Source organism: Dehalococcoidales bacterium, assembly GCA_030698765.1.
Taxonomy (GTDB): Bacteria; Chloroflexota; Dehalococcoidia; order Dehalococcoidales; family UBA2162; genus JAUYMF01.
Window position 1 is genome coordinate 1 of sequence record JAUYMF010000100.1, and the last position, 20,542, is coordinate 20,542.

Sequence of the window (20,542 nt, forward strand, 5' to 3'; positions counted from 1 at the left end):
ACCAACGTGATTAACGTCGATGAGGCTGGATTGAAAGAGATGGGGCCAGCGGCGCAGGCCCTGGCCTGCGCCGAGGGGCTTGACGCCCACGCCCGGGCGGTGGAGAAGAGACTGGGGTCTGTTTGAGTTTGAGGTCATCCAGTTTTTATTTTTGTAGCGGAAACTCTAGCTTGTTTTTATTGGCTTTGTAACAGTCATAGCAGGTAGGTTTGACAAGCGTAGATTTATTTTCTTTCTTACAGATATGACAATATTTTTCTTCATATTCGTCATTTGAGAATTTCTTCCACAATTTATAGCAATTACTGCAATATGGTGACTTTGGATTAAGCTTTATTTCAGTACCACATCGTACACAATATCCAGAGTTCTCCAGTTGTACTGGTTGTGGTTTAGTTGGCAGGTCTGTTTTTGGAATCTGAATAACGGATACCTTTATTTCATCGCTTATCCTAACAAGCCGCATGGCTTCATTGTAAATATCTGTATATAACTCACTATCTTCATCTTTAGTCACATATATTCCCATCTCGTTATTGTTGATTTGGGAGAAATCATATAAATTCATTGACGTGATAATTGCCTCTTTTTCGTTGAGATAACATTTTGCATGTAAATTTTGGCAAAAGCTTGTTCTAACGCTATTAAGTGATTTCAGCCAATTGTGTTCAGATATGTCCAGATCATTCTTGCCATATATCAGTCTTATATTCAGTTTCATACGGTCTTTGTCTTCAATAGACTGTTTTAGGCGCTCACTAACTTTTAGGAAGGGACTTATCAGAATCAGCTTATCGTTGGTAGAATTGATTAGCTGTTGAAGGTAGTACGATACTCCGGCAGTGTCTAAAAATTTAGCCATAAATCCGACTCCTGTATGTTACTGGTGTTCTTTTGAATAAGTATACAGCATTACGAGCATTTTTACATATTGAGCGGCACAAGGCAAGACAGCTTGTTTATCGGCCTAGTTTAGATTGCGCAAAGATGGGGGATATTAAGAAATGGATAGCTCCAGCGAGTGCCTACTTATAGTAAGTTCTCCTCAGTGCACCAAGGATGCTTGTGAAAAATCAAATTCATTTGAAATCAAACTTCAGGTATGTTTAAGTATCCCCCCACCCTCTCCATTGTCCTCCCCATAAATCAGTGCTAGAATGTGCCCGTACTTAATTTTCAGTCATTGCAAAAGGGGAGCTTTTCGACTATGGCTTCGGAAGGAATCGAAAAATTGATACGGCCTGACCTGGTGAGCTTCGGCGGCTATTCGGCGGCTACTTCTCCGGAGACGCTGGAGGGTAAGATTGAGGTGGCGCCGGAGAACATCATCAAGCTGGATGCTAATGAGAACCCTTACGGCTGCTCGCCGCGCGTTAGCCGGGCGCTGGCCGACTATAAGAACTATAACATCTATCCTGATGACGGGCAGACCCGGCTCCGCAAAATGCTGGAGGGCTATGCCGGCGTTAGTGCCCGGCATATCGTGGCCGGCAACGGCAGCAACCAGCTCATCGACCTTGTCCTGCGCCTGCTCATCAGTCCCGGCGACCGGGTGGTAAGCTGCGTGCCCACCTTCGGCATCTACCGTTTCAGCACCGAGCTGTGCGGCGGCGTCCTGGTCGAGGTGCCCCGGGACGGGGACTTTGCCGTTGATGTGGCGGCGGTCAGGAAGGCCGTCAACAACCGGACGAAGATGATATTCCTGGCCAACCCCAACAATCCGACCGGTAACACCATCTCCCTGTCGGAAATAATGGAGATTCTGGATACCGGCGTCCCGGTGCTCATCGATGAGGCCTACCATGAGTTCGGCGGGGAGACGGCGGCGCCGCTGCTCGGTCAATACCAGAACCTGATGGTGCTGCGCACCTTCAGCAAGTGGGCGGGGCTGGCCGGTCTCAGGGTCGGCTACGGGCTTTTCCCGCCTGTAATCGCCGACTATCTATTGAGGACCAAGATTCCTTACAACGTGAATGTAGCGGCGCTGGTCGCCGTCGAGGAGTCGCTGCAAGATACTGATTATCTGATGAAAAACGTGCGCCTGATAATCGCCGAGAGGGACAGGCTATTTGCCGAACTGCAAAAGGTGGAGTGGCTGAAGCCATTTCCGTCGCAAGCTAATTTTATCCTGTGCCGGGTGCTGAGGGGTAAGGCGAAAGAATTGAAACAGAATTTACAGGATAAAGGAATCCTGGTGCGCTACTTCGACGAGCCGATTTTACGTGACTATGTCCGCATCAGCGTGGGCAAGCCGGAGCATACCGATGCTTTGATTAAGGTCTTGTGTCAAATGTCTTTGTTCTGAAAATAGGAATTACAAGGGAGTCATTCCGGCAGCAAGCCGGAATCCAGCAAGTGTACGTACTTCACCCACTGGATTCCGTGTCAAGCCTGTCCTGGCGATAGGCCAGGGCACGGAATGACAGGGAATCTCAGGCAAGACGCTCATATTTTCATAAATTTCTGGTGTCTCTGATAAGAGACATGATAGATTATCACGGAACATATTCGCTTCGCCTGGGATGACAATTCATCGTTTTTAGACTTCCTCATAAAGGGGCGAGCTTGCAGTCCATGAAGGTTATTGCTAAAATTACCTTGGTCTAAATCCGTTCATGCCCCAGTAGCTCAGGTGGATAGAGCAGCAGTTTCCTAAACTGCGTGTCGAGCGTTCGAGTCGCTCCTGGGGCACTTGAAAACCTTACTCACCCCCCACCTCACCCCCGCCCAGACCCAGATCAGGTTCCTTACCGTGAAAAGCAGGGGCAAGAGCGCAATACATCCGTCCTTTTTTTTATCGAGCAATATAATGGTCTCCGGCAGATGGATAAGAGGCAGTAAGAAGAGTAAGAGAAGTGCCCACGGAGAAATCAAGGTACCGAACGTAGCCAGAAGCAGAACGAGCATGGTAAAGGGGGCCTGGAGAATCATCCACCACCCGGCGACTTCATCACGTGGACTCCGGCTGTACCGGGCCAGTTCCAGCCGGCAGTAAGCATAGCCGTACTGCTGGCGCAGGTAGTCCCGGAGGTTATCCTTCCAGTAATGCCGGCAGCGGACATCCTTCCTCAACAGGAGGCGACAGCCGTCAGCTTTCAGCCGCCGGGTCAGGTCAACATCATACCCCGCTTTGAGAGCTTCATTAAGCCCGGCCTTGAGCAAGGCCTCCCGTCGGCAGGCAACGTTCATGGTAGAGAGGTAATCAATATCGCTGGCGACCTTACCCAGTCGCAGCTCCGCGTCATAACCCGCCACCTTCCCGATGCAGCCCGTGTTCGCCGTCTCCGCACAGCCGCTGACCGCCACCACGGAAGGGTCAGTAAAGGAAAGGGTTATCTTCTCCAGCCAGTCCTCTCCGGGCAGAGCGTCAGCATCAAACAGGACTACCATATCGTGGTGTGCCGCCTTTATCCCGGTATTGGTTGCCCGCGCGGCTCCGCCATGAGCAATCCCGATAACCCCCACCCCGGAGAAGGAAGCAGCGATCTCAGCAGTCTTATCGGTGCTTCCGTCGTCCACCACGATTATCTCAATTTCACCAGTCCACCGGAGCCTGGTGACTGACTGAAGACACTCACCCAGAGTGCGCTCAGCATTATACGCCGGGACCACAATACTTACGCCATTCATCAAGTGCTGCCTGGCTAACGGCCGGATGCTGCCCTCAGATATTAAGAATCATCACTACCCTGGTATATAATACCCCCATGAAAATAATGAACAAAACCCAGGTAACCGTGTTAAAATTCAATCTCAGTTTATGTAAGATGGCGTCCGTTTTTCGATGTAGGAAGGGATGGGTCAACTCCAGCAGGATAAGCAGAACGATGAGGATCACGGCGAAGATCAATCCCACATTGAAGCCGACGCTGCTGCCGAAGGTGCTCTGATAGTAGCTCGTCGTGGTCATAAAGCTCATCACCGAGGTAGAGAATGAGGCAAAACTGACAAAGCTGCTCCATACCTGAGGCGGGAAGGGCGGGGTGGATAAATATTTCTCGTATTCCCCCTGCTCTGATTGCGTCCTGACCAGGAAATTCAGGCGCTCACCCAGCGGCACCGGGTTTTCATAAGCATACCTGTAGACTTTACCAAAGCCGGGGACTATCATGGTAACACCCTCTTTTAGCAGCTTGCCGTCAGCATAAAACTGGTATCTGGTAACCAGAACCTCAGGGGACTGGTTGTTCAGTCTGTAGGTAACCATAATAGATTCGCCCTCTCTGGGTACCTGCGGTATAATGCCAATACTCACCGGTTCCAGGGATCCCTGCACCGTTAACCAGAAGCTGCCCAGGAGAACTATCGCCAGCCAGACGATAATTATCTTGAACCTGATGCCTCTATCCCCGCTTTGTTCCTGTTTACCCATGATCACTCTCAACTGTACTCAACCGCCAAAACCGGCTTTCCCCCTGCGTCCGGCAACCGTTCGTATTGCCTGAAGTAGATGTAAGCAAAGAAGAGGTACCACAGCGGGAAAAGGATGTATATCGTCCAGGAGTGGGCAGCCCACAGGGCTGACTCTCCCAGATAGTAGCCCAACATTATCAGTACTACCAGCCTGATGAAGCTCTGCAACCAGGTGCCGATTACGCCAAACAAGAGGAGACCCATTGCTTTTGATGGTGGTACGGGCATATCCAGCATCATCAGGGTAAAGATAGCCAGGAACACCCCCATGGTGGCCGGCCCGGCGCAGGCCGTGGTAATTACTACTGATATTGGCTCCCCGGTAAGACTGCCAAAATGTAACCACTGCCCGTAGCTCTCAAACGGATATCTCAGCACTCCCAGCAGCCCCGTCAACGGGACAACAGCCGTCCGGGAGTAAGCATCCTCCGCAAAACGCTCTACCAGTAACGGGAAGGATACGGCAAACCCATATATCCCGAGCAGCACGGACGGTACCCTGGCGGCCTTGCCAAAGAAAATAACAAATACCCCCAGCACCACCAGCAAGACCCGGAACACCTGATAGTCCGGGGAATAAGGCATCAATAAGGCTCCGGCGACCAGGGCTAAACCCACCGGGATAAAGACCGGCGCTGGACTGCGGCTCATTTTGTCCCCGACCTGTTTCCTCTTCAGCCAGAGAGAACCGAGACACAAAGCCAGGACACCCCAGGGAGCAGCCTGGTTCTGCTCCAGTACCCGGACTGGAGACAGCATACCCGGCAGATTTATCCAGAACTCCCGTAAGAATACAGCCAGCAGCATAGCTGAGATGACCGCCCACAGCACCAGCCTTACCACCGACCCGCGCTTCAAAGACCCCGCTATAGAAACTATCCTTGAGTGCATTATTCTAATTTCAAATTCCCCTTGCTCATCATAAACCTATAAGATAAGGCAACACGGCTACCAGCATCACATTGTTCACCCCGTGAGCGATAATCGGCGCCGTCAGGCTTTTTGTTTTCAGGTATAATGCTCCCAGTACAATACCGGCGATAAAGACAAAACCCAGTTCCGGTACCGAGCGCCAGGTGAGGTGCATTACGGCAAACAGGAAAGAAGCGCCGAGGAGTCCCCACTTCCAACCGAAGACATCCGCCAGGTCACGCTGAATCAGGGCACGGAAGAGCAGTTCCTCTCCAATACCCACAAAGAAGAACATGTAGACCATATCCCTGAAGAGATACCTCACCTCAAAGCCGGGGAAAGCCGGGGCCGGCCGCAGAATCAAGTATTCTACTGTCCCCAACGGGACGCCGATTGCCAGGCCGATAAGCGAGTATTTCAGCAGCTTCTCCTTACTGAAGCCAAAAAGATCGCTCAGGCTGAGGCCCTTCTCATAGATGTGCCAGAAGCACAAGCCCATGATACAGGAATACACCGCCGGCAGCAGGAACTGCTGGTTAATGAAGAACCAGGGCAGAGAGGAGGTGAACAGGATATATAGCGGAACGAGCGCCAGGGATTCGCCGCAGTTGATGATCCCCCGCTGCAGGTGCAAGACCGAGAGCGACAGGTAGGTAAACAGCACCAGGGCAAGAGCGATGACGATGCCATAAGCCACATTATGGTAAGCAAAAACATACTCGCTGACAACAATACCCGCCATGAGGGCGACGATGAAGAATACCTGCCATCGTCCCACCCTTCTCTCTAATAGCTCACTCTGGACTATTTCCGTTATCGCCTGCATTTTTCCCTATCTCAAACTGACATGGTCAATCACCTACTTCAGGTAATAAATGGATTGTTCAAACGGTATCGCTTCACCCTCCCGGTAGATGGTCAAATCTACTTTACCTTCCTGTACCATTGCCGGGTAAACGTGACGTATGTGACTGTATATCCGTCCCTCTCTTACCAGTATCTTCTCCGTATAGTCCGCTCCGCCGCTCGACCAGCGCAGGACATAGCTCATGTCCCGCTTTTCCTGGTTAACGATGTCCAGTTGAATTATCCACTGGTCCTCACCGCGGATAATCGATTCCCGGCTCACCACGCTGTACTCCTCGGCGCTGGCCAGCGGACGGAGCACCGCCAGCATCACGAGGGATCCCAATATCAGCAGCGAGATCACGAAGACTATCCTAAGGCGTGACCCTGACATACGCCAGCCTCCTCTTTCTCATCCAGCCGTAAACGGCAAAACAGGTCCCGGCAACAGCGATTGCCGCCAGGACCGTGGGAAACTCGGGAATAGCCGCCTGGGTGACTTCAAAACTATCTCCCTGCACATATCCCGAAGTGGTCGCGGCGTCATTGTAATTATCCGGAGGGCCCAGACCGGGGAGAAACTCCTCATCAAAGACCACAGCGTGCCAGGTTCCGGCAGCAGCCCCGTAGTCCGTGGTCAACAGGTACTGGCTGGAGAGGTTGCCGTAAGCGGTGGAGCTAATTCCGGTATCGGTGGCCACTTTCTGCCCGCCACCCGTCGGATTGCCGTCGTAGTAGGCAACGGTATAGGTATTTCCGGCTCTCAAGCCGTGCGCCCAGATGTAGGCGGTGTTCTCTCCCGGGCCGAAGGAGTCATCAACGGTGGTATGGGCGCTGTCATTATAGGACTCGGCGGAGTTTATTTCTAAATGAGCGATATTGGCATTCTGGATAAAAGCCTCTGTGTTCGCGGCTGCGTTATTGGTTTTCCACTGGATCTTGTGGGTTGTCACTCCAGACGCTGTATTTTGCTTGGACATGAGCATAAAAGAGCGGTAAATCCGGGCTGACCCCGGGACAAAGACGGTTTCTCCCCCGCTGACGCCATCCCGGTCAACATTGGCGTAAAAGGCGTAGGATGAGTTCTCCTGCTTGCCCAACCCGGAAGCGATATTTATATCATCGTGGCGGCGGCTGGCAGTATAAGACAGGGTTGTCTTGTCAACGTAGGTAATAGACTGGGTTACGCTCTCCGCTTCAGACTCCGCGTAGCGCAGGAAACCGAGATCAGATGCCAGTACGGCGGTGATGCGGGCGTACCTGATCTTGGCCGAAGCCGGGACTGATGTCTTGTACTGGATTTTAAAAGTGTGCGATGCCGCCGTCAGGTTCTCCCGTTCAACAGAGCTCCAGCACATGTAATTGGTGCCGTTATGGACTACTCCGCTGTCGGCGACTCCATCAATAGTCCACTGCGCATCGGCATCCTTACCGGCAGAGGTACTGGCCAGGTCAGCCGAGACCAGCATCAGGTAGTCAGCCTGAGAGGACGGAGAGAAGTTCAGGGCCACCGCGTCCACATAGCTGGTGGAGGTAGTGGTGATTTCTGTTTCCTGCTCGGCGGTATAGTAATTGGTAACCTCGATGACAGCCAGAGCCGCATTCTTGATATAGGCGGTACCGGCGGCATTTTCGGTACGGTACTGGATTTTCACCGTGTGGCTGCTGCCACCGGTAAGCTGAATGACCTTGTGACTGGCAAAGGAATGCCAGTTTAATGAAGCATTTACCGGCTGGTGAAACGCCTCACTGTAAGTAGTCCCATCTATAGTAAATTGCGCCACGGTAGCATAAGAAGTAGAGGAGTTGTTGTTCAGCGCGGTGGCGATGACCAGGTAGTCTTTAGTGACGGGAGGCGTAAAGGTCAGGGTCAGGGCATCCTGATAGGTGGTGCTGGCAGTACTCTGCTCGTTGGCGTTTTCCGTGTAGTAACGTTCGATTGTGTAAGCGTCATCGGGAGTACCTGCCTTTACCGGAGCCGGCGGGAAAAGAGGCACGCCAACCAGTACCAGCGCCACGGCCAGCATTATCCCCGGGTATCGTCTGCGCCAGCTTATTCCTGAAAGTTTATTACTCATGCCCACTTATCAATTTTAGTCCGCCGGAATTACAAGGCTCATAAACCCGCTATTAAATTTCTATAAAAATGCTCACTGTAATCCTGTTTTCTGTTATATCTTCGCCAGCTGGCGAATATTTAGGCCGTGCTAAAGCCATACCCTGCCATAACCTGAAATCAGTAGCGGGAAGTTACCTGACGGCAACAATAAGCCGTAGCATCAATAAGCGCTCCCTGTCCCTCCTCACCATCTCTCTCGCGCCTTGCCAGTCTTTTCCCGGACAAAACCACCGGTTCCCGGCATCCGCTTGACCGGGTTAACCAGGTACTGCTAAAGTTTTCCTCCGTTCGTCTCCAGCCCTGACCTGCCATCACCCTCCAGTTCCTGACATTCTCTGCATAATCCGCGAAACTCGGCGGTATAGTATGAAATCTTGAAGCCGGTCTCGCGGGCAATTCTGCCGTTGAGTCTCTTATGGTTGACCGGCTCATCGATATCCCGAATAAGACTGCACCGCTCACAGATAAAATGGTCGTGGTAGTCCGTCCTGGGGTCAAAGCGGTTCGGGGAGGTGTTAAACTCCAGCTCTAAAATCTGCCCCGTTTCCCGCAGTACCTTCAGGTTACGGTAGACCGTTGCCAGGCTGATGTTCGGCATCTCCTTCCTCACCTCGTCATAAACCCACAGAGCGGTAGGGTGGGAAGGCGTGCTTTTCAATACCCTGAGGATAAGCTCTTTCTGCCTGGTCTTTTTCAGCATTCCCTGATTTTGGTTATAGTTATTATTATCATAATTGTTATTATAATAACAAAAAAATCCCGGGTAATCAAGGGGTTAGGGGCACGAAATATAACCCGCACCGGGGCAACGAATGAACCCGGATTAGAGGTCGTATCAGGTCGTTTTACCGGCGCGACCTCTAATCCGGGCATGAAAGCCATTATCAATTTCTCAGAGAAAACACCTCAATGGTGAAGTACGGTAGTAACAGCGTCAACGGAGGTCTGGTTACCGGCTAAATCAGTGGCGGTAAGTCGAAAAGTATAGGTACGGCCGTTCCCGTCACTACCCTGAACCCAGGCTTCCACCGCTACCGTACCGGAAAGGGCTGACCCCAGGTACTGGCTCAGTTCCCCGTACTCGTCAATGAGCTGTGTGTTGGTCGTGTTCAGCCCGGAAACCGGGTCTGCCGCCGTGCCATTGTAACTGACATTTACCATCGTGCCCCGCTTATCCTTACTAATCAACCCCGGCACAGAGGTCTCGGTCAGGTCAGGCGGCGTCTGGTCAATCTTGATTACCGCCGATGCCGGCGGGGCTTCCACGTTACCCGCTTTGTCCCGCCCCCTGACCAGTAAGGTCTTGTTACCGTCAGCGGTTATTACCAGGAACGGGGTGTAAGTATACCAGGACTGACCGTTGTCCAGGCTGTATTCCATTCCAGCCACGCCGGAGCCGCCCGGATTATCCGTCGTCCACATATCTACCTCTACATCAGATACATACCAGCCATTGTTCCCCATCGTCCCGCTTCTTACTGATATGGTGGAGGGATTAGGCATCGTTTTGTCAATCTTGATCTGCACAAATGCCGGAGGGCCTTCATCATTACCGGCATTATCCCATGCCCTGGCCAGCACCAGGTTGGTGCCTTCGCTGCTGACGATGAAGGGGGAACTATAGGTCTGCCAGCCTTGACCACCGTCCAGGCTGTACTTGATTTCAGAGACACCGGAGCCGCCCGCATCGTCCTGCGCTGTCAGCGTTACCGTCACATCAGTATTGTACCAGCCAAATTGACTCTGGGTCCCGTTCACCGATATCGCGGTAACCGGCTGGGTCTGGTCCGGCGGCTCGCTGAAACTGATTGCCAGGTCGGCATTTACCATCCCTTTGCCGAACAGGCTGTCCCAGCCGGCCGCGCCGAGGTCCTCCGCCGAGTTCCTCATCCGGTCGCGAACCGCAGTATTACTGCTTATACCGGAGTCAATGAGCAGGGCAGCCACACCCGCCGCGTGAGGTGATGAAGCCGAGGTGCCACTGAGATTGGCATAACCTCCACCCATGGCCGTGGAGTAAATATTAACGCCCGGAGCAGCCAGCTCCAGGGTGTAGCCGGTACTCGAAGAGGAATAGCGGGCATCCTGGTTATCAGTAGCTCCGACGGCGATAACCGATTCGTAGCGGGCCGGTGCCCACACATTATTTCCGGTACCACCGGGGTTACCGCTGCCTCCGGAGCCAGCCACGATGACGATGCCGGCCGCATAGGCGCTATCCAGGGCCTGTACTATAGTTGAAGGCATCTCCGCTAAGCCGCCGAAACTCATGTTCACCACCTGCATATTGTTGTCCAGCGCCCACTCAATGCCGCTCAGGATATTGCTCATCGTACCGTCGCCATTCTGGTCGAGCACCTTCACCGAATAGAGTGACGCCTCAGGAGCCACGCCGATAACGCCGATTTCATTGTCCAGGGCGGCGACGATACCGGCGACGAGCGTACCATGCCCGTTATCATCATCCCCATCCGACGTCCCGGCGACAAAGGTAACATTACCGGATACGGCTAAATCAGGGTGATCAAAGTCAATGCCGGTATCCAGGACGGCGACCTTTACTCCGGTACCCTTATAGACCGGATGTACCAGTTCGGCATCAACTCGGTCCACTCCCCAGGGGAGGACTTCCCCCGCCAGGGCCGCTGAGAAGGTGATATCATCTTCAACTGACTCCACCCTGGGGTCAGCGCGCAGCTCATCGAGGTTCTCCGCAGGCATCACCGCAGCTACGGCAGGGACGACATGATAGACCTTGTTGACAGTACCGCCCAGGCTCTCGATCAAACTGATCTCATCAGCACCCGGCGGCTGGTAAAAATTGACCAGAACATCAGCCGTTCCCGGCAGTGGCTCCGCCAGTGCCGGATTACCCGGTATCCCCAGCATAAACACCAGCAGGACAACCAGCGGAAGGTAACATATTCTCGTAATTTTCATCTTTTTCCTACTCCTTTTTGAACCGATGATGCATTTTCCCGCAAATAATAGCCATATGTCACGCATTATAGTCACGATGGTGACAGTTGTCAATACGGAACAGCCCGATGTAAGCATCACGACAACCCTGTCACCAGAACAATAACAAAAAGATAAGCCCCCCTCCCCACCGCCCACCCTGTCATGCTTGACACTTTAGCGGATTTTCAGCTAGAATTCAACAAACCTCACCTTTCAGGAGTCACCTTGCCTTCTCACCAGTACACCAGGATAAAGATTTGCGGTATTACCTCCGTCGCTGACGCCCGTCTGGCTGCGGAAGCAGGCGCCGACTACATCGGCGTGATTATCGAGATTGATTTCTCCCCACGGCGTTTGAGCGTTGAGCAGGCGCGCCCGATCTGTGAACAGTCAACCCTGCCGGTAGTAACGCTGTTCTTCAACCGGGAGGCGGAACAGATAAGAAAGGCGGTAGATATCCTGCGCCCTCATGCCATCCAGCTTCTGGGACAGGAGCCGCCATCACTGATCAGCGCCCTGAAAAACACGGTAAACTGCCAGCTATGGAAATCAATTCATCTTCCGCCGCTGGCTTCAGGAGCGATTGACATCGCTGTATACGAGGAGACAATTAAGGCCATGGTGGACGCCGGAATTGATGCCATTATCATTGATACCTTCGTTGGTTCAGCTCCTGATGCCAGGCGTTATGGCGGGACCGGCGTGGTCAGCGACTGGGAGGTTGCCCGCCGGCTGGTGGAGACCAGCCCCGTCCCGACCTTCCTGGCCGGTGGCATCAACCCGCAAAACGTCCGGCAGGCCATTGAGCAGGTACATCCCTACGGTATCGACCTGTGCAGTGGCGTGGAGAGCGCTCCCGGACAGAAAGACCCGGAGAAGCTGCGCCAGCTGATATCAGCCATCCATGGTATTGTCCCGGTGAAAAGGTAACGATGAAAGCAGCCGTACTGCATGGTGAAAATGACCTCCGCTATCAGGAGGTGGAGACGCCCCACCCTATGCCCGGAGAAGTGGTCATCCAGGTAAAAGCCTGCGGCGTGTGTACTACCGATATCAAGATTCTAACCGGCGAGAGCACCCCCCGCAACCTGCCTGCCATTCTGGGCCATGAGGTCGCCGGACTGGTACACGAGATAGGAAACGGCGTCCGGGGACTGAAGACAGGACAGAGGGTTGCCGTCTACCCTATCGCTTCCTGCGGGGAATGTTTCTTCTGCCGCCGGGGACGGCATAGCCTCTGCCTCCACGAGTTTGGTCTGGCGCACGGGGTTGACGGCGGATTCGCCGAATACGTCCGTATTCCGGCGCCCCTGGTCAACCTTGGCGGCATAATCCCTGTTAAGGACTCCCTCTCCATGGAACTGGCCGCCATGGCAGAGCCTCTCAGCTGTTGCCTCAGCGCCATCCGCAGCGCCGGAGTGGTCGAAGGGGACCGGGTGGCCATCATCGGCGCCGGACCCATGGGACTGCTGAACCTGCTCTCAGCCAGAGCCTCCGGCACCCGAACGATTGTCATCGATGTCATCCCGGAACGCCTGGAGAAAGCGCGGGAGCTGGGAGCCAACCATACCATCAATGTCGCCGAAAACGATCCCGTCGCCGCGGTACGTTCTATCACTGAAATCGGCGCTGACCTGGTCATCGCCGCCCTGGGAGCAACTGATATCATTGAAAAATACCTGCCCATGGTGCGCAATGGAGGCGTTTTTAACATCTTCGGCGGCGCGCCGAGGGGTTCCAGCCTGACCATAGACCCCAGGTGGCTGCACTACGGCGAGATTGTGCTTACCGGCACATTCGGCTCATCGCTCCCCGACTTCCAGCAGGCGCTCCGCCTTATCTCCAGCGGACAGGTGGATGTACTGCCGCTTATTTCGCACCGGGTCAGCCTGGAAAACCTGCTGGAGGTTGTCGAAGAGATAAAAAAGCACAATCTACTCAAGGCGGTTATGCTTACCTGACAACGGGCTACAGCCCAAGGAGACGAAGAAAATGGCAGTAGGTAAAAGAAACCGTATCAATCGCATCCTGAACCCGGACACCGGCAAGGGACTTATTATCGCCATTGACCACGGCATGGCCCTGGGGCCGATGACCGGAATCACCGACATCGCCGGGACCATCCGTAAACTGGCCGCCACCGGCAGAGTGGATGCCTGGCTGCTGACCAAGGGGATACTGGACACCTGCTTTGAGCCTGATGGACACCAGGGCATCATCCTGCGCGCCAGCGGCGCCGCCACCATCGCCGGTGCCGACCTGACACACGAAGGTACCACCACCGGAGTCGAAACGGCGCTGCGCCTCGGGGCGGACGCCCTGGCCACCACCGCCTTCATCGGCTCCCCATACGAGCACGAGACGCTGATGGATATGGCCAAACTGGCTGACGAATGCCATCAATACGACCTGCCCCTGCTCGGCGTGCTGGGCGTGGGCAAGACTCTGGAGAACAAAATGCTCGACCCCCAGTACCTGGCGCTGGGAGCGCGTGTCGCCGTTGAGCACGGGGCTGATATGGTCAAGACATATTATACGCCCGAAGACTTTCCGCGGGTGGTCGCCGGCTGCCCGGTTCCGCTGATGATTGCCGGTGGCCCGAAATGTGAAACAGACCTGGATACCCTCAAGATGATTCATGGCGCCCTGGTCGGCGGGGCGCGGGGCATCGTCATGGGCCGCAATATCTGGCAAAGCTCGCGCCCGGCGGAACTGCTCGATATCGTCTGGAGAATGATTCACCAGGGACTGAGTATTGAGGAGGCCGGTCAGGCGCTGAATGCCTGACCGGGGAGGTAACAATATGGATGAAATTCGAATCGCCTGTCCTTCACGCTTACACCTGGGACTTATCGACCTCAACGGTGAGATCGGCCGCATTGACGGCGGTACCGGCATTACCCTTGAACAACCCAGAACGGTAATTCACGCCATGAAAAGCGACCATCTGGAAATAGAGTGCCCCTCCGACCCCGGTGTGGTGACTCGCGCTGAAGAAGCCGCCCGGGCGGTTATGGAGCGTTACGGCTTCCCCCCGGCCAGGATTGTCATCGAGGAACGCCCCTTCGTTCACGTAGGGGTGGGCAGCGGCACCCAGCTCATGGTGGGTATCGCCAAAGCACTCTGCCACCTGGCCGGACGCCCGGTACATTCCGCTGAACTGGGCTCGGTAGTAAACCGCGGAGGCACCTCCGGCATCGGGGTGGCGGCAATTGAACACGGCGGGTTCATTCTGGACGGCGGGCACAATTTCCGCAATGGTGATGCCAGCAACAGCAAGAGCGAATATTCGCCATCCGCTGCCGTCCGGGGACTGATGCCGCCGCCGGTGCTGGCGCGCTATGACTTCCCTGACTGGGACATCCTGGTCTGCGCTCCCCGCGGTGAGGAGACCGCCGGTATCCACGAAGTCCAGATATTCAAAATTGTCTGCCCCGTACCTATCGAAGAGGTCAGGATAATTTGCCACCTGATACTGCTCAAGATGTTACCTGCCATCCTGGAGCGTGACCTGGAATCATTCGGGTTTGCTCTCGAGGAAACGCAGAAATACGGCTTCAAGAAGTTCGAATTCCGCGCCCAGTCACATAATGTTTTCCAGTGCCTGAAATTTCTCAAGGAGAACGGCGGCGCTGGCGTGGGCATGAGCAGCTGGGGGCCTACGTTATTCGCTTTTGGTGAAGACCTGTCCGACCTCCATGAGAAGACACGCCGCTTCCTCGATGAAAACATGGGCGGCACCTGCTTTATCACCCGTGCCAATAACACCGGAATGAGGATACTTGACTGAGTTACCGCCATGCTTTATCGCACGAACCGCCGTAACTCCCGGTCTGCCCATTCTTGTTTCAAATTCGAGTTAAAGCCGGGTACGGCAGTCAGGGTGAGACCAGAAGTTCATAATCTCCGGGGATGACCGATTATGACTAAACCAACCCGCTACACCCGCCAGCAAATAGAGAGCTTCGTCAAAAACGGTGTCTGGAAGACCACCATCTCCAGCCTGTGGGACAGAAACGCCGGAGAATATCCCTTGCTCCCAGCTATCGCCGATACGACACAAGAATACACCTGGGCAGAAGCCCTAACCTGGATAGACAGGGTAGCCCTGGGGCTGATTGAGATGGGTATGCAGAGGGACGAGGTATTGATGGCCCAGCTCCCGAACAGTGTCGAACTACACCTGCTGCGGGTAGCCTGTGAAAAAGCCGGGATATTGTGCCTGCCGGTATTGACCAATATGCGGGAAAGCGAGATTAAATATATCGCCGGCTATACGGATGCGGCCGCCCTGGTTATCAGCGATGAGTTCCGGGGGTTCAATTATACTGACATGGTCAGCCGGATTCGTGATGAGCTACCAAAGTTAAAACATATCCTTACTATTGAAGACAGGTCCAGGGACAGCGTAGTCCCCCTTGGCAGCCTGGCCCGGAAAGAGCGTAACAACCCGGATGTTCTGGAGAGCCGCCGCTACCGTCCGGAGGATGTCTCCATCGTCTGCCTCACCAGCGGCTCGACCGGATTCCCCAAGTTCGTTGAGTACCCGGCTGGCGCCTGCGCCAGCGGCGGCCGGTACCTGGCTGACGCTCTGGGACTGACCGGGAGTGACATTGTCGCCGCTATTGCCCCGGCCTCACGCGGTCCCAACGTGGCCGTGTACTATTCCGCCCCCCAGGTGGCTGCCAGAATGGTCATGGTGCCCTGGCTCGGCGCTCGTGAAGCCCTGAAGGCAATCGAGCAGAAAAGAGTAACCGTCGCCTGCCTGGTGCCGACACAGCTGGCCCTGATGTTAGCCGAATTTGAACGGCAGCCGGTCGACTTAAGCTCGTTACGCCTCTGGGTATGCGCCGGTTCCCAGCTATCTCCGTCACTGGTAGCCGGGGTGGAGCGGAGAATGGGCGGGACTGTCATCAACCAGTACGGCGCCGTTGACTTCGGCGCGATTACGGTTACCCGGCCGGAAGACCCGTTCACGGTCAGGGCATTTAGCGCGGGCAGTCCACGGTTAGGGGTTGATGTCAGGATAAACAATGACAATGGCGCTGAAGCAGAGAAAGGGGACGTCGGTGAGGTGCTGGCGAAGGGCACTAACGCCGCCTCCGGTTACTACCGGGATGAAGACGCCACTGATAAGGCCTGGGATGGAGAGGGGTGGTACGCCACCGGAGACCTGGGTAAGATCGATGGTGACGGAAATCTGGTGATTGTGGGACGTAAAAAGGAAGTCATCATCCGGGGCGGCCAGAACATCTATCCCGCTGAGATGGAAAGCCTGCTCATTACCCACCCGGAGATTGTCAGTTCCGCTGTCATCGCCATGCCAGACCCCTTGATGGGAGAAAAAACCTGCGCTTATCTCGTCTTGAACGGGAGCAAATCACTGACCCTGGAAGACCTGACCGTATTCCTCAAAAAGAAAAACATTGCTCCCTTCAAGATACCGGAAAGAGTGGAGATAGTAGACCGCCTGCCGACAATTTCTGACGGACAGAAGATAGACAAGAGGGCGCTGGCGCAGGACATAATATCCAAACTAAAGCAAGAGGAGATTAGCCGATGAAAATAGACGTCTTCAGCCATATCCTGCCCCCCAGATACAAGGACGCCCTCTACCGGGCTAATCCCCGCGGCTTCCACCTGCAAAACGTCATTGAGAGCCTGCCCACCCTCTTCGACATGGAACACCGTTTCCGGGTAATGGACAAATTCGATGGTTTGCAGCAGGTACTGACCCTCTCTTCCCCACCCATCGAACACTTTACCGATACCCGGCAGGCAGCGGATTTTGCCCGGCTGGCCAATGATGAGATGGCGGAGCTTGTCCTCAAGTTCCCCGGCCGGTTCCCGGCAGCCGTTGCCAGCCTGCCGATGAATGACATGGAGTCCGCTTTGAGAGAGGTAGACCGGGCCGTGAATGACCTGAAAATGAAGGGGGTACAGATATTTACCCCCACCAATGACATGCCGCTGGACTCCCCGGAATTTCTGCCCCTCTATGAAAAGATGGCGCACTATGACCTGCCAATCTGGATTCACCCCCACCGTGACCCGGGTTACGCCGATTACAAGACGGAGACCCGGTCAAGGTACATGATATTCAGCAACTTCGGCTGGCCCTACGAGACCACCGTGGCCATGACCCGCCTGGTCTTCAGCGGCATCCTGGAGAAATTCCCCGACCTTAAATTCATCACCCACCACTGCGGGGGCATGGTACCGTTTTTCGAGCAGAGGATAATCGGGGCGTACGACCACGCCGCTATTCTCCGCGGCGCCAGATACAAGGATATTCTGACCAGGGAACCGATTGAATATTTCAAGAAGTTCTATTATGACACCGCTATTTACGGCAGCACCCCCGGCCTGATGTGCGCCCACGCCTTCTGCGGCACCGGGCAGATGCTGTTCGCCACCGATTTTCCCTTTGACAGCCAGTTCGGGGAAAGGTATACCCGGCAGACAATCCGGTCCATCGAGCAAATGGACATCGAAGATGGCGAGAAATCCCGGATATTCGAGGGTAACATCCGGCAAATATTGCGCCTGCCCGCTTAAATGATGGAAAAACCAAGACCGACACTGGAAGAGATTTTTCACCCTCGCGGGGTAGCCGTGGTCGGGGTATCCCAATCACGGGGATGGGCAAACACGGTGGTGCAGTCCCTGATAAAGGCCAAATTCCCGGCCATCTACCCGGTCAACCCAAAGTATAGCGAAATACTGGGGCTGCGCTGCTATGCCGGCATCAGGGACATTCCCGGCGTGGTCGACCATGTAATCGTCAGCATACCGGCAGCGGGCGTCCTGTCCCTGCTCGATGACTGCGCCGCCAAAGGCGTCAGGTCAGTCCATTTCTTCACTTCCGGTTTTAGCGAGAGCGGCTACGCGGAACGGGCGGAACTGGAAAAGACCATGCTCGACAAAGCCCGGGCTGGCGGCTTCCGCATTATCGGCCCGAACAGTGTCGGTCTGTTTGTCCCCGCAAGCCGCCTGGTCAACAAGCTGTCCACACCCCTGGAACCGGGCCATGTCGCTTTCATTTCCCAGAGCGGCGGCTATGTCGAGGATATCCACCTGTCCGCAGCCCCCAGAGGGCTGCGCTTCAGCAAGGTGGTCAGCTACGGAAACGCCCTGGACGTCAATGAAAGCGAGCTTCTGGAGTATTTAGCCACAGACCCGGATACGGAGATTATCGCCAGCTACATCGAGGGGGTCAGGGAGGGAAGACGTTTCGTGGAAGCGCTGCGGACAGCGGCTGCCCGCAAACCGGTGGTCATCTGCAAAGGAGGTACCACAGAGGCCGGCACCAGGACCACCTACGGCCATACCGCCAGTCTGACCAGTTCAATGGTGGTGTTCGATGCTCTCTGCCGTCAGATGAGGGCAATCCGGGTTGACAGCGTTGATGAGCTGATTGACGTTCTGGTGGCATTCAGTTTTGTCAGTCCTCTCCCGCGGGGTAAGGGCGTAGCCGTCGTCGGGGCGGGGGGCGGCGTCAGCGTGATGGCCGCCGACGAGATGGAAAAAGAAGGATTTCACCTGCCACGATTTTCCTCTGAGACGCAGGCAGAATTAGGGCAATTTCTGGCTTTCGCCGGAGGTATCCTGAGCAATCCGGTGGACGCCGAAACCATCGGAACTCCGCCAGCCATCGCCTCCACGATGCGCGTCCTCAGCCGGTTACCGGAAATTGACCTGCTCGTCTATCACCTCGGCTTTCATCCCCTCAGCCAGTGGGGACAGAGACGGTTCTCCGCGGCGGACTTCCTGAAACCCGCCGTGGATACTTTTCAGGATGTCCGGCAAAAAACCGGGAAGCCGGTGCTGCTGGTGCTGCGTCCGGCCCTGGACATGGAGGGATTGCCCGAATTCCTTACCGCCCAGGAGGCATTCGTTAACGCCGGGCTGCCGGTATTCTACTCCTTCCGCCAGGCAGGCCGGGCCATCGCCCGCCTTCAAGCCCGACAGCAATGGCAGCACTGACCATTCCCTCGGCAGATTAAACCCCATCCCCCTTATGAGCTTCCCCAAAAAGGTCATTTTGTCATTGCGAGGAGCGTAGCGACGAAGCCCCGTATTTAATACGGGGTCGGTGTGGGGCTGTGATAGTTCGATATTCCCCATCCCCCAGACCCTTCGCTACACTCAGGGTGACATTGAGAAGCCACTTTTAACACAAAGCTCCTGGCCAAGGGGTAATTGCCTTTAAGAAGCAGGTGAGGTCAATATCAAAACCAGGTAGTGGTTAATTTTCTTGGCGAATTATGCTAATATATAATACTGTCAATGGCTAGGAGTGTAGCTCAGTTGGGAGAGCAGCGGTCTCCAAAACCGCCGGTCGGGGGTTCGAGTCCTCCCACTCCTGCCAGTCTCGCCGAGGTGGTGGAATTGGTAGACACGCCATCTTGAGGGGGTGGTGAGCGAAAGCTTGTGGGAGTTCAAATCTCCCCCTCGGCACCATACTGTTAACAGAAAGCTTACCTCATAACCAGAACCCGTTTTATACCGGCAACCGGAAAAAGCCGAAGTGGCGGAAGTGGTAGACGCGGCAGTCTCAAAAACTGTTGGAGAGTGACCTCCGTGTCGGTTCGAGTCCGACCTTCGGCACCACCAGGACCAATGACGGCCGCTTTTCTAAAAAATATGCCGGCCTACACTTTTGTCTTTCCTCCACGTTACCGTCAGACTTCCTCTTTAGATTGTAACCTTTTTGTAACCTGTCTGTAACCTTGGCGTAACCTCATCCCGCCGCTGTTAATGTTACCTTAACCAGAAAGAGATAAGATTAAACTTTAAGGTGGTGAAGCCAACAACTCATCAATCTGTAGAGGGGGCAACAGAAAATGCAGAAAAGCAACAATAAGAGTAAAGTCTTTACCCCGAACAACCCTCAGTGTAGACTATGCCATTATGCCGGATATTCCAACAAGTGCGATTTAGTCTACAGCGGTCAGTGTACTGTCGTTATGTCCTGGAAAGATATCGGCAAGACCAAAGAAGACTAATCAAGCACAATAACCCGCGCCAGGATATCTTCCGGGTTTAACCCTGCACCGGTAATTCTCCAACCGGGGCTTCTGTTCCTGTGCTCACCGCTCAGCAGCCGGCACCGGCACTTTCCCCTGCCTGTTTTAACCATTACTACCAACCGTTACTATGTCCGCCAGTCAATTGCGGTAAAAAAGACTAAATGTTATACTGCCACTGGCGATAATGCCGAGTTGTGTAGTGGTAGCACAGGGGACTTTGGATCCTCTAGCCCAGGTTCGAATCCTGGCTCGGCAGCCA

Annotated in this window: 19 protein-coding genes and 5 tRNA genes; 16 read left to right on the top strand and 8 right to left on the bottom strand. The window is 54.5% G+C overall.

Going from position 1 to position 20,542, the window contains the following annotated elements:
• Window positions 1-145: 145 nt before the first annotated feature.
• Window positions 146-862: a phospholipase D family protein gene (locus Q8Q07_04620; protein MDP3879577.1), complete on the bottom strand. Its 717-nt coding sequence runs from the start codon at window positions 860-862 to the stop codon at window positions 146-148.
• A gap of 345 nt (window positions 863-1,207) precedes the next feature.
• On the opposite strand from Q8Q07_04620, the gene hisC reads away from it, so the two are divergent.
• From hisC to Q8Q07_04640, 4 genes are all read left to right on the top strand, one after another.
• Window positions 1,208-2,305: a histidinol-phosphate transaminase gene (gene hisC / locus Q8Q07_04625; protein ID MDP3879578.1), complete on the top strand. Its 1,098-nt coding sequence runs from the start codon at window positions 1,208-1,210 to the stop codon at window positions 2,303-2,305.
• 312 nt (window positions 2,306-2,617) lie between these two features.
• Window positions 2,618-2,691 (top strand) — tRNA-Arg (locus Q8Q07_04630).
• Between the two features lies 1 nt (window position 2,692).
• Window positions 2,693-2,995: a hypothetical protein gene (locus Q8Q07_04635; protein MDP3879579.1), complete on the top strand. Its 303-nt coding sequence runs from the start codon at window positions 2,693-2,695 to the stop codon at window positions 2,993-2,995.
• Window positions 2,996-3,045: 50 nt separating this feature from the next.
• On the top strand, window positions 3,046-3,564 hold the full coding sequence (locus tag Q8Q07_04640) for a hypothetical protein (GenBank protein MDP3879580.1): 519 nt from the start codon (window positions 3,046-3,048) through the stop codon (window positions 3,562-3,564).
• 100 nt (window positions 3,565-3,664) lie between these two features.
• On the opposite strand, the gene Q8Q07_04645 is transcribed toward Q8Q07_04640, so the two are convergent.
• The 7 genes from Q8Q07_04645 to Q8Q07_04675 all read right to left on the bottom strand — a co-directional run bounded on the left by Q8Q07_04645 (window position 3,665) and on the right by Q8Q07_04675 (window position 11,230).
• Complete coding sequence (locus Q8Q07_04645) at window positions 3,665-4,372, bottom strand: hypothetical protein (GenBank protein MDP3879581.1); 708 nt, start codon at window positions 4,370-4,372, stop codon at window positions 3,665-3,667.
• An 8-nt stretch (window positions 4,373-4,380) separates the two neighbouring features.
• Complete coding sequence (locus Q8Q07_04650; GenBank protein ID MDP3879582.1) at window positions 4,381-5,271, bottom strand: exosortase/archaeosortase family protein; 891 nt, start codon at window positions 5,269-5,271, stop codon at window positions 4,381-4,383.
• A 61-nt stretch (window positions 5,272-5,332) separates the two neighbouring features.
• Window positions 5,333-6,151, bottom strand: coding sequence for a type II CAAX endopeptidase family protein (locus tag Q8Q07_04655; protein ID MDP3879583.1), 819 nt, complete (start codon window positions 6,149-6,151; stop codon window positions 5,333-5,335).
• Between the two features lie 33 nt (window positions 6,152-6,184).
• A complete protein-coding gene (locus Q8Q07_04660) occupies window positions 6,185-6,565 on the bottom strand; it encodes a hypothetical protein (GenBank protein ID MDP3879584.1) in 381 nt (126 codons plus the stop codon).
• Window positions 6,546-8,249 (bottom strand): hypothetical protein, encoded by a 1,704-nt coding sequence (locus Q8Q07_04665; protein ID MDP3879585.1) that lies wholly within the window; start codon window positions 8,247-8,249, stop codon window positions 6,546-6,548. Before Q8Q07_04665 ends, Q8Q07_04660 begins: the two co-directional genes overlap by 20 nt.
• Window positions 8,250-8,561: 312 nt before the next feature.
• Window positions 8,562-8,990, bottom strand: coding sequence for a transcriptional repressor (locus Q8Q07_04670; protein MDP3879586.1), 429 nt, complete (start codon window positions 8,988-8,990; stop codon window positions 8,562-8,564).
• Window positions 8,991-9,196: 206 nt separating this feature from the next.
• Window positions 9,197-11,230 carry a S8 family serine peptidase gene (locus Q8Q07_04675; GenBank protein ID MDP3879587.1) on the bottom strand — a complete coding sequence of 678 codons (2,034 nt, stop codon included), beginning with the start codon at window positions 11,228-11,230 and terminating at the stop codon, window positions 9,197-9,199.
• Between the two features lie 246 nt (window positions 11,231-11,476).
• Here Q8Q07_04675 and Q8Q07_04680 point away from each other — a divergent pair, with 246 nt between their 5' ends.
• The 12 genes from Q8Q07_04680 (at window position 11,477) to Q8Q07_04735 (ending at window position 20,542) form a co-directional block, all read left to right on the top strand.
• Window positions 11,477-12,181 carry a phosphoribosylanthranilate isomerase gene (locus Q8Q07_04680; GenBank protein MDP3879588.1) on the top strand — a complete coding sequence of 235 codons (705 nt, stop codon included), beginning with the start codon at window positions 11,477-11,479 and terminating at the stop codon, window positions 12,179-12,181.
• Window positions 12,182-12,183: 2 nt separating this feature from the next.
• Window positions 12,184-13,212 carry a zinc-dependent dehydrogenase gene (locus tag Q8Q07_04685; protein ID MDP3879589.1) on the top strand — a complete coding sequence of 343 codons (1,029 nt, stop codon included), beginning with the start codon at window positions 12,184-12,186 and terminating at the stop codon, window positions 13,210-13,212.
• A 31-nt stretch (window positions 13,213-13,243) separates the two neighbouring features.
• On the top strand, window positions 13,244-14,038 hold the full coding sequence (locus tag Q8Q07_04690; protein ID MDP3879590.1) for a hypothetical protein: 795 nt from the start codon (window positions 13,244-13,246) through the stop codon (window positions 14,036-14,038).
• 16 nt (window positions 14,039-14,054) lie between these two features.
• Window positions 14,055-15,041, top strand: coding sequence for a beta-ribofuranosylaminobenzene 5'-phosphate synthase (locus Q8Q07_04695; GenBank protein ID MDP3879591.1), 987 nt, complete (start codon window positions 14,055-14,057; stop codon window positions 15,039-15,041).
• Window positions 15,042-15,173: 132 nt separating this feature from the next.
• Window positions 15,174-16,814, top strand: a complete 1,641-nt coding sequence (locus Q8Q07_04700) for a class I adenylate-forming enzyme family protein (GenBank protein ID MDP3879592.1) — start codon at window positions 15,174-15,176, stop codon at window positions 16,812-16,814.
• Window positions 16,811-17,809: an amidohydrolase family protein gene (locus tag Q8Q07_04705; protein MDP3879593.1), complete on the top strand. Its 999-nt coding sequence runs from the start codon at window positions 16,811-16,813 to the stop codon at window positions 17,807-17,809. Before Q8Q07_04700 ends, Q8Q07_04705 begins: the two co-directional genes overlap by 4 nt.
• The gene (locus Q8Q07_04710) at window positions 17,810-19,237 is read left to right on the top strand and encodes a CoA-binding protein (GenBank protein ID MDP3879594.1); all 1,428 of its coding nucleotides are present in this window, start codon (window positions 17,810-17,812) and stop codon (window positions 19,235-19,237) included. It abuts the gene before it with no gap.
• A gap of 309 nt (window positions 19,238-19,546) precedes the next feature.
• Window positions 19,547-19,622 (top strand) — tRNA-Trp (locus tag Q8Q07_04715).
• A 5-nt stretch (window positions 19,623-19,627) separates the two neighbouring features.
• Window positions 19,628-19,714 (top strand) — tRNA-Leu (locus tag Q8Q07_04720).
• Window positions 19,715-19,775: 61 nt separating this feature from the next.
• Window positions 19,776-19,864, top strand: a tRNA-Leu gene (locus Q8Q07_04725).
• 233 nt (window positions 19,865-20,097) lie between these two features.
• A complete protein-coding gene (locus Q8Q07_04730; protein ID MDP3879595.1) occupies window positions 20,098-20,259 on the top strand; it encodes a hypothetical protein in 162 nt (53 codons plus the stop codon).
• Between the two features lie 209 nt (window positions 20,260-20,468).
• Window positions 20,469-20,542, top strand: a tRNA-Gln gene (locus tag Q8Q07_04735).

Excerpts from the sequence above, each read along its gene's own strand:
- Q8Q07_04710 (MDP3879594.1), top strand. The coding sequence starts at position 17,810 with ATGATGGAAAAACCAAGACCGACACTGGAAGAGATTTTTCACCCTCGC.
- Q8Q07_04695 (MDP3879591.1), top strand. The coding sequence starts at position 14,055 with ATGGATGAAATTCGAATCGCCTGTCCTTCACGCTTACACCTGGGACTT.
- Q8Q07_04730 (MDP3879595.1), top strand. The coding sequence starts at position 20,098 with ATGCAGAAAAGCAACAATAAGAGTAAAGTCTTTACCCCGAACAACCCT.
- Q8Q07_04645 (MDP3879581.1), bottom strand. The coding sequence starts at position 4,372 with ATGGGTAAACAGGAACAAAGCGGGGATAGAGGCATCAGGTTCAAGATA.
- Q8Q07_04655 (MDP3879583.1), bottom strand. The coding sequence starts at position 6,151 with ATGCAGGCGATAACGGAAATAGTCCAGAGTGAGCTATTAGAGAGAAGG.
- Q8Q07_04620 (MDP3879577.1), bottom strand. The coding sequence starts at position 862 with ATGGCTAAATTTTTAGACACTGCCGGAGTATCGTACTACCTTCAACAG.
- Q8Q07_04690 (MDP3879590.1), top strand. The coding sequence starts at position 13,244 with ATGGCAGTAGGTAAAAGAAACCGTATCAATCGCATCCTGAACCCGGAC.
- Q8Q07_04675 (MDP3879587.1), bottom strand. The coding sequence starts at position 11,230 with ATGAAAATTACGAGAATATGTTACCTTCCGCTGGTTGTCCTGCTGGTG.
- Q8Q07_04705 (MDP3879593.1), top strand. The coding sequence starts at position 16,811 with ATGAAAATAGACGTCTTCAGCCATATCCTGCCCCCCAGATACAAGGAC.
- Q8Q07_04660 (MDP3879584.1), bottom strand. The coding sequence starts at position 6,565 with ATGTCAGGGTCACGCCTTAGGATAGTCTTCGTGATCTCGCTGCTGATA.
- hisC (MDP3879578.1), top strand. The coding sequence starts at position 1,208 with ATGGCTTCGGAAGGAATCGAAAAATTGATACGGCCTGACCTGGTGAGC.
- Q8Q07_04640 (MDP3879580.1), top strand. The coding sequence starts at position 3,046 with ATGCCGGCAGCGGACATCCTTCCTCAACAGGAGGCGACAGCCGTCAGC.
- Q8Q07_04700 (MDP3879592.1), top strand. The coding sequence starts at position 15,174 with ATGACTAAACCAACCCGCTACACCCGCCAGCAAATAGAGAGCTTCGTC.
- Q8Q07_04685 (MDP3879589.1), top strand. The coding sequence starts at position 12,184 with ATGAAAGCAGCCGTACTGCATGGTGAAAATGACCTCCGCTATCAGGAG.
- Q8Q07_04665 (MDP3879585.1), bottom strand. The coding sequence starts at position 8,249 with ATGAGTAATAAACTTTCAGGAATAAGCTGGCGCAGACGATACCCGGGG.
- Q8Q07_04670 (MDP3879586.1), bottom strand. The coding sequence starts at position 8,990 with ATGCTGAAAAAGACCAGGCAGAAAGAGCTTATCCTCAGGGTATTGAAA.